Annotated in this window: 14 protein-coding genes; 8 read left to right on the top strand and 6 right to left on the bottom strand. The window is 60.1% G+C overall.

What is annotated here, in order from left to right:
• Positions 1 to 290: U32 family peptidase C-terminal domain-containing protein (locus tag Q1W40_RS01025; RefSeq protein ID WP_300707965.1), on the top strand; the 290-nt coding region annotated here is incomplete at its 5' end.
• A gap of 23 nt (positions 291 to 313) precedes the next feature.
• Positions 314 to 1,300, top strand: a complete 987-nt coding sequence (locus Q1W40_RS01020) for a tripartite tricarboxylate transporter substrate binding protein (RefSeq protein WP_300707963.1) — start codon at positions 314 to 316, stop codon at positions 1,298 to 1,300.
• A 53-nt stretch (positions 1,301 to 1,353) separates the two neighbouring features.
• On the opposite strand, the gene Q1W40_RS01015 is transcribed toward Q1W40_RS01020, so the two are convergent.
• The 6 genes from Q1W40_RS01015 to Q1W40_RS00990 all read right to left on the bottom strand — a co-directional run bounded on the left by Q1W40_RS01015 (position 1,354) and on the right by Q1W40_RS00990 (position 8,887).
• A complete protein-coding gene (locus Q1W40_RS01015) occupies positions 1,354 to 2,316 on the bottom strand; it encodes an MBL fold metallo-hydrolase (protein ID WP_300707960.1) in 963 nt (320 codons plus the stop codon).
• Positions 2,317 to 2,488: 172 nt separating this feature from the next.
• Positions 2,489 to 3,484, bottom strand: a complete 996-nt coding sequence (locus tag Q1W40_RS01010; protein WP_300707958.1) for an aldo/keto reductase — start codon at positions 3,482 to 3,484, stop codon at positions 2,489 to 2,491.
• Positions 3,485 to 3,616: 132 nt separating this feature from the next.
• Complete coding sequence (gene acnB / locus Q1W40_RS01005) at positions 3,617 to 6,208, bottom strand: bifunctional aconitate hydratase 2/2-methylisocitrate dehydratase (RefSeq protein WP_300707956.1); 2,592 nt, start codon at positions 6,206 to 6,208, stop codon at positions 3,617 to 3,619.
• 35 nt (positions 6,209 to 6,243) lie between these two features.
• The gene (locus Q1W40_RS01000) at positions 6,244 to 6,711 is read right to left on the bottom strand and encodes a hypothetical protein (protein WP_233253936.1); all 468 of its coding nucleotides are present in this window, start codon (positions 6,709 to 6,711) and stop codon (positions 6,244 to 6,246) included.
• 152 nt (positions 6,712 to 6,863) lie between these two features.
• Positions 6,864 to 7,790, bottom strand: a complete 927-nt coding sequence (locus tag Q1W40_RS00995; protein WP_300707969.1) for an aldolase/citrate lyase family protein — start codon at positions 7,788 to 7,790, stop codon at positions 6,864 to 6,866.
• A gap of 110 nt (positions 7,791 to 7,900) precedes the next feature.
• Positions 7,901 to 8,887: a malate dehydrogenase gene (locus tag Q1W40_RS00990; protein WP_300707951.1), complete on the bottom strand. Its 987-nt coding sequence runs from the start codon at positions 8,885 to 8,887 to the stop codon at positions 7,901 to 7,903.
• A gap of 239 nt (positions 8,888 to 9,126) precedes the next feature.
• Here Q1W40_RS00990 and Q1W40_RS00985 point away from each other — a divergent pair, with 239 nt between their 5' ends.
• The 6 genes from Q1W40_RS00985 to Q1W40_RS00960 all read left to right on the top strand — a co-directional run bounded on the left by Q1W40_RS00985 (position 9,127) and on the right by Q1W40_RS00960 (position 13,746).
• Entirely contained in the window at positions 9,127 to 9,906 is a 780-nt protein-coding gene (locus tag Q1W40_RS00985; RefSeq protein WP_300707949.1) for a GntR family transcriptional regulator, read from the top strand.
• A 128-nt stretch (positions 9,907 to 10,034) separates the two neighbouring features.
• On the top strand, positions 10,035 to 10,466 hold the full coding sequence (gene sdhC / locus Q1W40_RS00980; RefSeq protein ID WP_300707946.1) for a succinate dehydrogenase, cytochrome b556 subunit: 432 nt from the start codon (positions 10,035 to 10,037) through the stop codon (positions 10,464 to 10,466).
• A gap of 33 nt (positions 10,467 to 10,499) precedes the next feature.
• Entirely contained in the window at positions 10,500 to 10,865 is a 366-nt protein-coding gene (gene sdhD / locus Q1W40_RS00975; protein ID WP_300707944.1) for a succinate dehydrogenase, hydrophobic membrane anchor protein, read from the top strand.
• Positions 10,866 to 10,896: 31 nt separating this feature from the next.
• Positions 10,897 to 12,702 carry a succinate dehydrogenase flavoprotein subunit gene (gene sdhA, locus Q1W40_RS00970; protein ID WP_300707942.1) on the top strand — a complete coding sequence of 602 codons (1,806 nt, stop codon included), beginning with the start codon at positions 10,897 to 10,899 and terminating at the stop codon, positions 12,700 to 12,702.
• A gap of 31 nt (positions 12,703 to 12,733) precedes the next feature.
• Positions 12,734 to 13,438 (top strand): succinate dehydrogenase iron-sulfur subunit, encoded by a 705-nt coding sequence (locus tag Q1W40_RS00965; RefSeq protein ID WP_300707940.1) that lies wholly within the window; start codon positions 12,734 to 12,736, stop codon positions 13,436 to 13,438.
• Positions 13,438 to 13,746 carry a succinate dehydrogenase assembly factor 2 gene (locus Q1W40_RS00960; RefSeq protein ID WP_300707938.1) on the top strand — a complete coding sequence of 103 codons (309 nt, stop codon included), beginning with the start codon at positions 13,438 to 13,440 and terminating at the stop codon, positions 13,744 to 13,746. Before Q1W40_RS00965 ends, Q1W40_RS00960 begins: the two co-directional genes overlap by 1 nt.
• Positions 13,747 to 13,773 lie beyond the last annotated feature (27 nt).

Raw genomic sequence — 13,773 nt, 5'->3', positions numbered from 1 at the left:
CGCAGGACTACCAGAACTACGAAACCGGCCACTCGGTGGGCCACCGCAGCCAGTTTGTGGGCGAGGTGCGCGCTGTCCAAGACGGCTGGGTTGAAGTCGAGACGAAAAACAAGTTTTCGGTGGGCGACACGATCGAGATCATCCACCCCAGTGGCAACCGCAAAGTGCAGCTCGGCGCCATGAAAAACGGCAAAGGCGAGGCCATCGACGTGGCCCCCGGCAGCCCACTCAAAGTGTGGATTCCGATGGACGGCCCGGCAGACGGCGCCTTGATCGCGCGGATGTTCTGAACACCACGAACCAACGACTCCCCATGAAAATTCGCACCTTCTTGTGTTTGCTCTTGAGTGCCAGTGCGTGGGTGGCCGTCGCCAGCTGGGCTCAGGCGCCAGCCTACCCGATCAAACCGATCCGTCTGGTGGTGCCTTTCACACCCGGGGGCAGCACCGACATCTTGGCGCGCACCATGGGCCAAAAGCTCACCGAAGCTTGGGGCCAACCGGTCGTGATCGACAACGTTCCCGGCGCAGGCGGCTCCATTGGCGCAGACAAAGTGGCCAAAGCACCCGCCGACGGCTATACCTTGCTCATGGGCCACATTGGCACGCTGGCCATCACGCCATCGATTTATCCCCAACTGCCTTATCACCCGATCAAATCATTCGAACCCATCGCCTGGGTGGCGCGTGTGCCCAACGTGCTGGTGGTTCATCCTTCACTGCCGGTCAAATCGGTGAAGAAGCTGGTGGCTTATGCCAAGGCCCATCCGGGGCAGATCAACTTCGGCTCGGGCGGCAATGGCAGCGCCGCACACGTAGCGATGGAGTCCTTCAAATTGCGCAGCCAAACCTTCATGGTGCATGTGCCTTATCGGGGCGCGGCGCCCGCCGTGGCAGACACGGTCGCAGGCCAAACGCAGTTGATCTTCACTGGGGCGCCAGCCTTGATGCCCATGATCAAGAGCGGGCGATTGCGGGCACTGGCCGTGTCCAGCCCCAAGCGGATCGGCATGTTGCCCGACGTGCCCACTGTGGCCGAAAGTGGCATTCCGGAATTGGCGGGCTTTGAAGCCGATCAGTGGTACGGCATCGTGGCCCCTGCCGGTACGCCTGCTGCGCTGGTGCAAAAACTGAACGCACAAATCAACGCCAGCTTGCGCTCGACCGAGATCTTGCAAAGGCTGCACAGCGAAGGCGCAGAACCCACGCCCAGCACGCCTGAAGTGTTTGGCAAACTGATTGCCCATGAAATCAATCGCTGGAAGCCGGTGGTGCAACGCGCTCAGCTCAAACCCGATTAAATCGTCCCAAAAAACGGCACCCGGAGGTGCCGTTTTCTCTGTCCTTCAAAGGCTCAAACCACGGGATTGAACTGGTAGCCATCACCCGAAGGCGCGATGGTGCCAAACGCCGGAAACGGGAAGTGAAAGCCCCCGGCCATCATCTTTTCCTTGACCAGCATGTCAAAGATGCGGCGACGCGACTGGCGCGCCATCTCGGGGTTCATGTCAAACAACACGGCCCAGTCGGGCGCGCGTGCAAACAAGGAAGGCACGTTGGTGATGTCGGCCACATAGGCGAACGACTGCCCCTGCGATTGCATTTTGAACAGGCAATGACCCGGCGTGTGCCCAAAGGCTGCAATCGAAGTCAGGCCGGGGGCCACTTCAGCACCGGGCTCGAACTTGACCAATTGATCACCCGACAAATTGCCCAGTGCCCGCCGCACTGCAGCAAAAGCCCCTTGCATGGCCGGCGGTGCCGCTGCAATGCGCGCCTCGTCTGTCCAGAAGGCATGCTCCACCGTGGGCACATGCACACGGGCGTTCGGATACACCAGGGCACCATTCTTGTAGCGCAGACCGTTGATGTGGTCGCCGTGGAAATGGCTGAGCACCACGTTGTTGATGTCTTCGGGTTTGAAGCCTGCCGCCGCCAGATTGCCCAGCAGCTTGCCCGTGGTCGGTGGACCGTTGTCGGCAAAGCCGGTGTCAAACAGATAGCGCTGGTTGCCATTGACCAGCAAGAACGGGGTGTAGGGCACATCGATGTAATCGGTGGGCAGGTTTTGAGATGCCAGCAAGGCCTTGACGTTGTCCAGCGGCACCTTGGGCACAAACTCCTCACCCAAGGGACGGCGCACCGCACCATCGTTGAGCGCGATGATTTCCATGCTGCCCAGCTTCATGCGCCGAAAGCCAATGGTTGGCAACGTGGGCGGACCAAAATTCGGCGCCGACTGCGACCAAACGGAAGAAAAAGCCAAAGCCGAGGCCCCAGCGAAACCGGCCCCCATGAATGAACGGCGATCGAGCATGTGTTTGTCTCCATAACGGGAAAGGTTTCAGCATAACGAGCCAGGCAATTCCAGCACATATGCATGCAATAACCACCGACATCTCAGGGTTAAATACCACCTCACTCAGTCCACTGAGCTGACTCATCTTGTGATCATTCGCGGTTCAGACCATCCCTAGATGCGGCAAGCTTCAGCGACCATTCAAGGGGTAAGACGGGTCGTTGTACCCGGGCGTCGAGGGGTGGCCCGGCGCCACCAGACTGTTGACCAGCGCCTCGTCTTCCGGCGTGATCTGGACCTCCAGTGCGCCGGCGTAGTCTTGCCACTGCGCCAGCGTGCGCGGCCCTGCGATGACCGCGCTCACGTGGCGGTTGGCCAGCACCCAGGCGGTGGCAAAGTGTGCCAATGACACGCCTTTGCGCTCGCAATGCTGGCGCAGGGTTTGTGCAATCTGCAAGGACTCTTCGCGGAACTCGGTCTCCAGAATGCGCTTGTCGGCCCGGGCTGCGCGGCTGCCCTCTTGTGGCGCTTGGCCGGGGGCGTATTTGCCCGTCAACACGCCCCGGGCGATGGGGCTGTAGGGCACCACGCCCAAACCGTAATGCCCGCAGGCTTCCAGAATTTCCACCTCGGGCATGCGGTTGAGCAAGTTGTAATACGGCTGGCACACCACGGGGCCGGGCATGTTCATTTGCCGGGCCATGTTGACCATCTCGGCAATGCGCCAGCCCCGGAAATTGGAGACACCCCAATAGCGGATCTTGCCCTCGCGCAGCAGAGCCTCGATGGCCCGCAAGGGCTCTTCCAGGTTCATGCCGTTGTAGTCGCGGTGCAGGTAATAAATGTCGAGGTGGTCGGTGCCCAGACGGCTCAAACTGCCCTCGCAGGCGCGCATGACCCAGCTGCGCGAGTAATGGCTTTCGTTGGGCAAGGAGGACATGGCATTGCCCAGCTTGCTGGCCAGGACCCAGCGCTGCCGTTGACCCGGCAACAACTGCCCCAGCATCGCCTCGGACTGGCCCAGGCTGTACACGTCGGCGGTGTCGATGAAGTTGCAGCCCAAGTCCAGCGCATGGTCCACGATGCTGCGCGCCTCAGCCAGTGGCGTTTGATCGGCAAACATCATGGTGCCCAGGCACAGGCGTGAGACTTTCAGCGGGCTCTTGCCCAGATTGGCGTATTGCATGGCGCGTCTTGAAGCAAAGTGGTGATGCAAGAGCCTAAGTCTGTCGTCACGCCTGCGCTGTCGCCTGCGTGCAGATGCAAAAAAAGCCCTGCCAGCTTTGACCGGCAGGGCTTGGTGTCAACGCGGGGTTGATCAGGCGGTCACGCCTTTGGCGGTTTCCACGTACTCTTCAATTTGGTTGAAGTTCAGGTACTTGTAGATGGCCACGCCGTCTTTGTTCACCACACCCATGGCTTCATGGTATTCGGCCACGGTGGGGAACTTGCCCATCTTGGAGGTGATGGCCGCCAACTCGGCAGAAGCCAGGAACACATTGGTGTTCTTGCCCAGACGGTTGGGGAAGTTACGGGTCGAGGTGGACACGACAGTCGCGCCTTCGCGCACTTGCGCCTGGTTGCCCATGCACAGGGAGCAGCCAGGCATTTCGGTGCGGGCACCGGCGGTGCCGAAGGCAGCGTAGTGGCCTTCCTTGATCAGCTCGCTCTCGTCCATCTTCGTTGGAGGTGCCACCCACAACTTGACGGGGATGTCGCGTTGGCCGCCGAGCAGCTTGGCTGCAGCGCGGAAGTGACCGATGTTGGTCATGCAAGAGCCGATGAAGGCTTCGTCGATCTTGGTGCCCGCCACTTGCGACAAGAACTTCGCGTCATCGGGGTCGTTCGGGCAGCAGACGATGGGCTCTTTGATGTCGGCCAAATCGATTTCGATGATGTGTGCGTACTCGGCGTCTTTGTCGGCTTCGAGCAGATTGGGCGCTGCCAACCAGGCTTCAACCTTCTCGATGCGGCGGGCCAAGGTACGTGCGTCTGCGTAGCCGTCGGCGATCATGTTCTTCATCAGAACCACGTTCGACTTGAGGTACTCCTGCACAGGCTCTTTGTTGAGCTTAATGGTGCAACCGGCGGCAGAGCGCTCAGCAGACGCGTCAGACAATTCAAACGCTTGTTCCACTTTGAGGTTGGGCAGGCCTTCGATTTCCAGGATGCGGCCCGAGAACTCGTTGATCTTGCCGGCCTTGGCCACAGTGAGCAGACCTTGCTTGATGGCGTACAGCGGAATCGCGTGCACCAAGTCGCGCAGGGTCACGCCAGGCTGCATTTCGCCTTTGAAACGCACCAGGATGGACTCGGGCATGTCCAAAGGCATCACGCCAGTGGCTGCACCGAAGGCCACCAGACCGGAGCCAGCGGGGAAGGAAATGCCGATTGGGAAACGGGTGTGAGAGTCACCGCCGGTGCCGACGGTGTCGGGCAACAGCAGGCGGTTGAGCCAGCTGTGGATCACGCCGTCACCAGGACGCAGGGCCACGCCACCGCGGTTGCTGATGAAAGCAGGCAGTTCGCGGTGGGTCTTGACGTCCACGGGCTTGGGGTAAGCGGCCGTGTGGCAGAACGATTGCATGACCATGTCGGCCGAGAAGCCCAGGCAAGCCAGGTCTTTCAGTTCGTCGCGCGTCATCGGGCCGGTGGTGTCTTGCGAGCCCACGGTGGTCATCTTGGGTTCGCAGTAAGTGCCGGGGCGCACGCCCTGGCCTTCTGGCAAACCGACGGCACGACCGACCATCTTCTGGGCCAGTGTGAAGCCGGCTTTTGTGGCGGCAGGCGCAGTGGGCAAACGGAACAAGGTGGACGCTGGCAAACCCAGGAATTCACGGGCCTTGGCGGTCAGGCTACGACCAATGATCAGGTTGATACGGCCACCGGCGCGCACTTCGTCAAACAGCACATCGCTCTTGAGCTTGAATTCGGCCACAGTGGCGCCGTCTTTCACGATCTTGCCGTCGTAGGGCAGGATGTCGATCACGTCGCCCATTTCGAGCTTGGACACATCGACTTCGATCGGCAGGGAGCCGGAGTCTTCCTGGGTGTTGAAGAAGATGGGGGCGATCTTGCCGCCCAAAGTCACGCCACCGAAACGCTTGTTGGGCACAAACGGGATGTCCTGGCCGGTGGCCCAGATCACGCTGTTGGTGGCCGACTTGCGGCTGGAACCGGTACCGACCACGTCACCAACGTAAGCCACCAGGTTGCCTTTTTTCTTCAGGTCGTCGATGAACTGCATGGGGCCGCGCTTGCCGTCTTCTTCGGGCTTGAACGCTGCGCCTTCGCGGGTGTTTTTCAACATCGCCAGGTAGTGCAAAGGGATGTCGGGACGGCTCCAGGCGTCAGGGGCTGGCGACAGGTCGTCGGTGTTGGTCTCGCCGGGCACCTTGAACACGGTGACGGTGATTTTTTTCTCAACTTCAGGACGGGTGGTGAACCACTCGCCATCGGCCCAGCTTTGCATCACGTCTTTGGCTTTGGCATTGCCAGCCTTGGCTTTTTCAGCGACGTCGTTGAAGAAGTCGAACATCAGCAAGGTCTTCTTGAGGGCTTCAGCGGCCACGCCAGCGACTTCGGCGTCGTCCAGCAACTCAATCAGGGGGTGCACGTTGTAGCCGCCCACCATGGTGCCCAGCAGCTCGGTGGCTTTGGACTTGGAGATCAAACCGACCTTGACATCACCGTGCGCCACAGCAGCCAGGAAAGAAGCCTTGACCTTGGCCGCATCGTCCACGCCGGGTGGCACGCGGTGGGTCAACAAATCCATCAAAAACGCATCTTCGCCAGCAGGCGGGTTCTTGATCAGCTCGATCAAGTCAGCGACTTGCTTGGCGTCCAGCGGCAGCGGTGGGATGCCGAGGGCAGCGCGTTCGGCTGCGTGTTCACGGTAGGCTTTCAACATGGTTTTTTTCTCCGGTCAAACAAAATCTATGGGGGCTATCGGCCCATGCCGGTCGTATCGAACAGCTTGGGAGGGGGGTTGTTTTTCATGTCCTGAGCAAACGCCATTTGCTCGGGGTGCGCGCACTCGTCGGCAATGCGGCGCCCTTTGTTCTGGTCCATCAACATGGACTTGTTGGCCAACTGCAGCCACACGGCGCCCGCTTTTTTATCCTCCAGGCGGATGGCGCCGGTCGAGGTGCTCACGGGGTGCATGTGGTAGCGAAATCCTTTGCCATGCAGATTGAAATAACCGGGTCGACTTGCATCGGCTTCAACACGCACGCTGGCACCAAGCTCACAAGCCAAGTGCCCCTGGTGCACCCGCTCAGCGATGGCCATTTCATTGTTGCCCAAATGGGCATCACCCATCGGCATGGCCGCCAAAGCTGCAGGAAGCACCGGCGCAGCCCGGACTGGCACCTTGGCTTGCTGACCTGATGGGGCTGGGGCCTTGGCCTTCAAAACCGGTTTCGAGTGTGCCGTTTTGGCCTGAACCTTGGCGTTTTTTTTGTCAGACTGAGGCTGAGCATGAGCCAAAACTGGCAACACCGCACAAGCCAGCACAGTCAATAGCGTTTTTGTTTGCATCGCGATCCCTTTCAAAGAAATGGACATCATGCTGAAAGCCGGGCCGTTGTGGCTGACTCTGCAAAAAATAACTGTATCTCTTTTGGCAAGCGGCGTCCGGTCTGGTACGCACGTTCAAGCAATTGCCAAAAGAAACGGTAACTGGCCCGGTCGTGCAACTGACCGGCGTGGCTGATGGGTGCCCATTGGGCGGCGTGTGCCGCCAAGATGATGGCGCTGGCCTGATCGATCTGTGCTTCGCTGGGCGCCATGGCCTCCAGAATCGGGCGGATCTGATCGGGGTGGATGCTCCACATGCGGGTGTAACCCAGCTCGCGCGCAGCTTTGTGGGCGGCCATGCGGATGGCATCGGTGTTCTTGAATTCGGTGACCACGCAATGCGAGGGCACTTTGCCATAGGCATGGCAAGCACTGGCAATGTCCATCTTGGCGCGCAGCACCAGCGGATGGGTGAATTGCCCTTCAATGCCCATGCCATCGGCGGGAATCGCGCCCCCATGGGCAGAGACGAAATCCATCAAACCAAAACTGATCGACTGCACACGAGGATGGGCAGCAATGTCAAAAGCGCGGTGCACCGCACCGGGCGACTCGATCAGAACATGCAAAGGCAAATCGGACGCACCCGCCTGCAGCAATGCGGCTTGGGCGTGTTCGACATCGGCCACGGTCTCTACCTTGGGCACCATGATGTGCGACAAGCATGAACCAGCCTGGCCGGCGATGAGCGCCATATCGGCCTCAAAGCTGGGGTGATCAACGGGGTGGACGCGAACAGCCACGCGGGCGTCAGGTCGGGCTGCAGTCGTGGTCAATGCCAATTCGGTGACCAATGCAGCGTGTTCGGCTTCGCCACCCACCGGCGCGCCATCTTCGCAGTCCAGGGTGACATCAAAGACGCAAGTGCCGAACTCTTGCACCATCTCGGCCTGCAGTTGCAGGCTTTTGCGCATCCTCGCTTCGACACCGCTGTAATGGTCACAAACCGGCAGCTGAACGCTACCGGCTTGCGCACCCAACAGAACGTTGCGAGGATGGCTCACTGAGTTTCTCGACTCGAGAATCAGATCAAGTGGGCGACGCCCGCTTGCTCGTCGGTCAGCTCTTTCAAGGTCTTGTCGATGCAAGCCTGGCTGAACGCGTCGATTTCCAGACCTTCAACGACTTTGTATTCGCCGTTTTCGCAGGTGACTGGGAAGCCGAACATGACATCTTTGGGGATGCCGTACCAGCCTTGCGATGGGATGCCCATGGTGACCCACTTGCCGTTGGTGCCCAAGGCCCAGTCGCGCATGTGGTCGATGGCGGCGTTGGCAGCCGATGCAGCCGAGGACAGGCCGCGGGCTTCGATGATGGCTGCGCCACGCTTGCCCACGGTGGGCAAGAACACGTTGGCGTTCCATTCCTGGTCGTTGATCATGGCCTTGACGGATTCGCCCTTGATGGTGGCGAAACGGTAGTCGGCGTACATGGTGGGCGAGTGGTTGCCCCAAACGCACAGTTTTTCGATGTCGGCCACGGCCTTGCCGGTCTTGGCAGCGATTTGCGAGGCAGCGCGGTTGTGGTCCAGACGCAGCATGGCGGTGAAGTTGCCTGGCTTGAGATCAGGCGCGGCCTTCATGGCGATGTAAGCGTTGGTGTTGGCAGGATTGCCCACGACCAGCACTTTCACGTCGCGCGAAGCCACAGCGTTCAGGGCCTTGCCTTGAGCTGTGAAGATGGCGCCGTTGATGGCGAGCAATTCAGCGCGCTCCATGCCGGGGCCACGTGGGCGCGAACCGACCAACAAGGCGTAGTCAACGTCCTTGAATGCGGTCATCGGGTCGCCATGGGCTTCCATACCCACCAACAAGGGGAACGCGCAATCTTCGAGTTCCATCATCACGCCGCGCAGGGCTTTTTGTGGGCCTTCGACAGGCACTTCCAGCAATTGCAGGATGACGGGCTGGTCTTTGCCCAGCATTTCGCCGGAGGCGATGCGGAACAACAATGCGTAACCGATTTGACCTGCTGCGCCGGTGACGGCAACGCGGACGGGCTTTTTGCTCATGGTGGAAAACTCCAGAAGGTTGAAAACAAGGGCTGCAGTGCTGTACTGACCACTTTTGTCAGCAAGACTGTCCGGCTGGCCGGACCTGCGCCCACAAGACCCGCAAAACAGGCATGAACGCAAGCAAACAGCGCAGAAGTGTACCCGCGAAAACCCTGATTCGTCAATTTGTCTTATGTCTTATATAAGATATGATTGCGCGTCTGACACGATCCTGACCACGTGCCGGACGGACCCACATGAACAACCACTCGCCTCTGGCCGATACACCCCCATCCGATGCGCCGGCGCTGACGCCCGCGTTCAGCCCGCTGTATCAGCAAATCAAGGGCCTGATCCTGCAAAGTCTGCAATCGGGCGAATGGAAACCTGGCGAATCGATCCCCAGCGAAATGGAACTGGCCGCCCGCTACCGCGTGAGCCAGGGCACTGTGCGCAAAGCCATCGATGAGTTGGCCAGCGACAACCTGCTGGTGCGGCGCCAGGGCAAAGGCACGTTTGTGGCCACCCATGCCGAGCAGCACGTTCAGTACCGCTTCCTCAAACTCGTGCCCGACCAGGGCGACCTGAACACCGAAGGCCCTGCACAGCGCGAAATCGTGGACTGCAAGCGCCTGCGGGCCAGCGCCGAGATCGCCCGCGCCCTGGCCTTGCGCACCGGTGATGCTGTTTTGCAGGTGCGCCGGGTGCTGTCCTTTGGGGGCGTGCCCACGATTTTGGAAGACCTCTGGCTGCCAGGCGGCCCCTTCAAGGGCCTGACGGCCGAACGCCTGGCCGACTACCACGGCCCCATGTACGCCTTGTTTGAAACCGAGTTTGGCGTGCGCATGGTGCGTGCCGACGAGAAAATCCGGGCCGTGCTGCCGGACGAGAGCCAAAGCGAGCTGCTGCAAGTGCCACGCAGCACCCCCTTGCTGAGCGTCGAGCGCGTGGCCTACACCTACAACGACACCCCGATGGAGCTGCGCCGCGGTTTTTACCGCACCGACAGCCACCATTATCACAACGCTTTGAGTTGAAAAAGCATGGTCCAACTTTTTTTGAAACAAAGACCCTGCAATGATCATGTCAGTTTGCTGCGTTGCAATAGAATCCTTCGGTTTGTCATTCAAAATTACAACCGAGTTACCTCCCAGAAAGTGCCAACATGACTGAACTCGCCAGAAAGCGGCCTGAATTCCGCAACATCAACGCCCTGAAAGACCTGCCCTCCTACCGCTTGCCGGTCGCTGGCATCGTCTCCATCTTGCACCGCATCAGCGGTTTCCTGATGTTTTTGTTGATGCCCCTGATCATCTGGATGTTTGACAACTCCATCACATCCGAAATCTCGTTCGCCAAATTCTCGGCCGCTTTCAACATCGGCATCGGCTTTGTGCCTGGCTGGTTCATGAAGCTGGTGGCCCTGGCCTTGATCTGGGCTTACCTGCACCACTTCATCGCTGGCCTGCGTCACCTGTACATGGACGTGTGCCATGCTGTGACCAAAGAGTTCGGCAAGTCCTCCGCCATCGTCACGCTGACCCTGAGCATCGCTTTGACCGCCGCGCTCGGCGCCAAGATGTTCGGTCTGTACTGATCAGCCCACCATTACTCCAAAGGAAACTGACCTATGTCCGTGAATTACGGCTCCAAACGCATCGTCACCGGTGCTGGTTATGGCTTTCGCGACTGGCTGGCCCAGCGCGTGACAGGCGCCCTGATGGCCCTCTTCACCGTGATCTTGCTGGCCCAAGTGATCTTCACCTCCGGCCCCATCGGCTACGAACAGTGGGCTGGCATTTTTGCCGGTCAACTCATGAAATTCCTGACCTTCGCGGTCATCGTGGCCCTGCTCTACCACGTGTGGGTGGGCATGCGCGACATCTGGATGGACTACGTCAAACCCGTGGCCGTGCGCCTGGTGTTGCACGTCTTCACCCTGGTTTGGCTGATTGGCTGCGCAGGCTGGGCTGTTCAAGCCCTCTGGCGTCTGTGATTGCGTTGACCTCACACAAAGATAGATAAACATGAGCTACACCAAAGATCAAATCTCCAACCGCAAGTTCGACGTCGTGATCGTCGGCGCCGGTGGTTCGGGCATGCGTGCCTCGCTGCAACTGGCCCGCGCTGGCCTGAACGTGGCCGTCCTGTCCAAAGTGTTCCCCACCCGCTCGCACACCGTGGCAGCGCAAGGCGGCGTGTCCGCATCGCTGGGCAACATGAGCGAAGACAGCTGGGAATACCACTTTTACGACACGGTCAAGGGCTCCGACTGGCTCGGCGACCAGGACGCCATCGAATTCATGTGCCGTGAAGCGCCCAAGGTCGTGTACGACCTGGAGCACATGGGCATGCCTTTCGACCGCAACCCCGACGGCACCATTTACCAGCGCCCGTTTGGCGGACACACCGCCAACTTCGGTGAAAAGCCGGTGCAACGCGCTTGCGCTGCCGCTGACCGCACCGGTCACGCCATGCTGCACACCCTGTACCAGGCCAACGTCGCAGCCCGCACCACCTTCTTTGTGGAATGGATGGCACTGGACCTGATCCGCAACGAAGCCGGTGACTGCGTGGGCGTGACCGCCCTCGAAATGGAAACCGGTGAGGTCTACACCTTGCAAGCCAAGACCGTTTTGCTCGCCACTGGCGGCGCAGGTCGCATTTACCAATCGTCCACCAACGCCTTCATCAACACCGGTGACGGCTTGGGCATGGCGGCCCGCGCAGGCATCGCGTTGCAAGACATGGAGTTCTGGCAGTTCCACCCCACCGGTGTGGCCGGTGCTGGCGTGTTGCTGACCGAAGGCTGCCGCGGCGAAGGCGCGATCTTGCTCAACAGCAATGGCGAGCGCTTCATGGAGCGCTATGCACCCACCTTGAAGGATTTGGCTCCGCGTGACTTCGTGTCCCGCTGCATGGGCCAAGAAATCCTTGAAGGTCGCGGCTGCGGCCCGAACAAGGACTACATCCACATGAAGCTGGACCACCTGGGTGCCGACACCATCCACAAGCGTCTGCCTTCCGTGTACGAAATCGGCGTGAACTTCGCCAACGTGGACGTGACCCGCGAGCCCATCCCTGTTGTGCCCACCATCCACTACCAGATGGGCGGCATCCCCACCAACATCAACGGCCAAGTGGTGCACACCGTGAACGGTGAAGACCGTCCTGTGAATGGTTTGTACGCTGTGGGCGAATGCTCTTGCGTGTCGGTGCACGGCGCCAACCGCCTGGGCACCAACTCCCTGCTGGACCTGCTGGTCTTCGGCAAGGCCGCTGGCGACCACATCATCGCCAACAACAAGCCCGGCACCGCCGTGCCTGACCTGCCTGCCAACGCCACCGATCTGACACTGGCCCGCCTGAACCGCCTCGAAAGCGCTCAAAGCGGCGAATACGCCCAGGACGTGGCCAACGACATGCGCGCCATCATGCAAGCCCACGCTGGCGTGTTCCGCAGCCAGGAAGTCATGGACGAAGGCGTACGCAAGATCGCTGAGCTGCGCGCTCGCGTGGCCAACATCGGTCTGCAAGACAACTCCAAGGTGTTCAACACCGCCCGCATCGAAGCGCTGGAAGTGGAAAACCTGATGGAAGCCGCACAAGCGACCATCGAAAGTGCCGCTGCCCGCAAGGAATGCCGTGGCGCCCACCTGGTGCGCGACTACGAACACGATGTGACCCACGCGACTTGCCCACTGGGCCGCAACGACGCCGAGTGGATGAAGCACACCCTGTGGCACAGCGCCGACAACAGCCTGAGCTACAAGCCCGTGCGCATGAAGCCCCTGACAGCCGAAACCGTGCCTCCCAAGCCACGTACTTTCTGAGCGGCCTGCACGAACACAAGGAATCTGAAAAATGGCAAAACGTACCTTCAAGATCTACCGCTACGACCCGGACACCGACGCCAAGCCGTACATGCAGTCCATCGACGTGGAGCTCGATGGCTCCGAGCGCATGCTGCTGGACGCTCTGGTCAAACTCAAGGCCGTGGACCCCACCTTGTCTTTCCGTCGCTCCTGCCGTGAAGGTGTTTGCGGCTCTGACGCCATGAACATCAACGGCAAGAACGGTCTGGCCTGCCTGACCAACCTGAACACGCTCAAAGGCGACATCGTCTTGAAGCCCCTGCCAGGTTTGCCGGTTGTGCGCGATCTGATCGTGGACATGACCCAGTTTTTCAAGCAATACCACTCGATCAAGCCGTACCTGATCAACGACACCCCCCCTCCCCAGACCGAGCGTTTGCAAAGTCCAGAAGAGCGCGACGAGTTAAACGGTCTGTACGAGTGCATCTTGTGCGCCAGCTGCTCGACCAGCTGCCCCAGCTTCTGGTGGAACCCCGACAAGTTCGTGGGCCCAGCCGGTCTGCTGCAAGCCTACCGCTTCATCGCCGACAGCCGCGACCAAGCCACTTCGGAGCGTCTGGACAATCTGGAAGATCCCTACCGCTTGTTCCGCTGCCACACCATCATGAACTGCGTCGATGTTTGCCCCAAGGGTCTGAACCCCACCAAGGCCATCGGCAAGATCAAAGAAATGATGGTCCGTCGCGCCGTCTGATGAGCGCCACAGCACTCCTCGAAGATGCGTCCTTGTTCGGCGCCGACCGCCACGCCCCCTTGAGCGAGCGGTCACTGAGCAAACTGCGCTGGCGCAGCCGCCGTGGTTTGCTCGAGAACGATTTGTTCATCGAACGCTTCTTCGCCCGGCATGATTCTCGCTTGACCGTGGGTCAAGCCAGGGGCATGTATGTGCTGATGGACCTGTCTGACAACGATCTCATGGACTTGCTGTTGCGCCGCAAGGAACTGCAGCCCGAGATCAGCACCGAAGAGGTGCGTGAAGTCCTGGACATGTTGAGAGCGTGATCCAGTCTGGATCACACCTGGAATTTT

The organism is Limnohabitans sp., from assembly GCF_030158565.1.
Classification (GTDB): domain Bacteria; phylum Pseudomonadota; class Gammaproteobacteria; order Burkholderiales; family Burkholderiaceae_C; genus Limnohabitans_A.
This window is presented reverse-complemented; position numbering and strand designations above follow the sequence as displayed.

What these genes read in the sequence shown, in the direction of transcription:
- Q1W40_RS00990 (WP_300707951.1), bottom strand. Translation starts at nt 8,887, where the DNA reads ATGAGCAAAAAGCCCGTCCGCGTTGCCGTCACCGGCGCAGCAGGTCAA.
- Q1W40_RS00995 (WP_300707969.1), bottom strand. Translation starts at nt 7,790, where the DNA reads ATGCGCAAAAGCCTGCAACTGCAGGCCGAGATGGTGCAAGAGTTCGGC.
- acnB (WP_300707956.1), bottom strand. Translation starts at nt 6,208, where the DNA reads ATGTTGAAAGCCTACCGTGAACACGCAGCCGAACGCGCTGCCCTCGGC.
- Q1W40_RS01015 (WP_300707960.1), bottom strand. Translation starts at nt 2,316, where the DNA reads ATGCTCGATCGCCGTTCATTCATGGGGGCCGGTTTCGCTGGGGCCTCG.
- Q1W40_RS00960 (WP_300707938.1), top strand. Translation starts at nt 13,438, where the DNA reads ATGAGCGCCACAGCACTCCTCGAAGATGCGTCCTTGTTCGGCGCCGAC.
- Q1W40_RS00965 (WP_300707940.1), top strand. Translation starts at nt 12,734, where the DNA reads ATGGCAAAACGTACCTTCAAGATCTACCGCTACGACCCGGACACCGAC.
- Q1W40_RS00985 (WP_300707949.1), top strand. Translation starts at nt 9,127, where the DNA reads ATGAACAACCACTCGCCTCTGGCCGATACACCCCCATCCGATGCGCCG.
- sdhD (WP_300707944.1), top strand. Translation starts at nt 10,500, where the DNA reads ATGTCCGTGAATTACGGCTCCAAACGCATCGTCACCGGTGCTGGTTAT.
- sdhC (WP_300707946.1), top strand. Translation starts at nt 10,035, where the DNA reads ATGACTGAACTCGCCAGAAAGCGGCCTGAATTCCGCAACATCAACGCC.
- sdhA (WP_300707942.1), top strand. Translation starts at nt 10,897, where the DNA reads ATGAGCTACACCAAAGATCAAATCTCCAACCGCAAGTTCGACGTCGTG.
- Q1W40_RS01020 (WP_300707963.1), top strand. Translation starts at nt 314, where the DNA reads ATGAAAATTCGCACCTTCTTGTGTTTGCTCTTGAGTGCCAGTGCGTGG.
- Q1W40_RS01010 (WP_300707958.1), bottom strand. Translation starts at nt 3,484, where the DNA reads ATGCAATACGCCAATCTGGGCAAGAGCCCGCTGAAAGTCTCACGCCTG.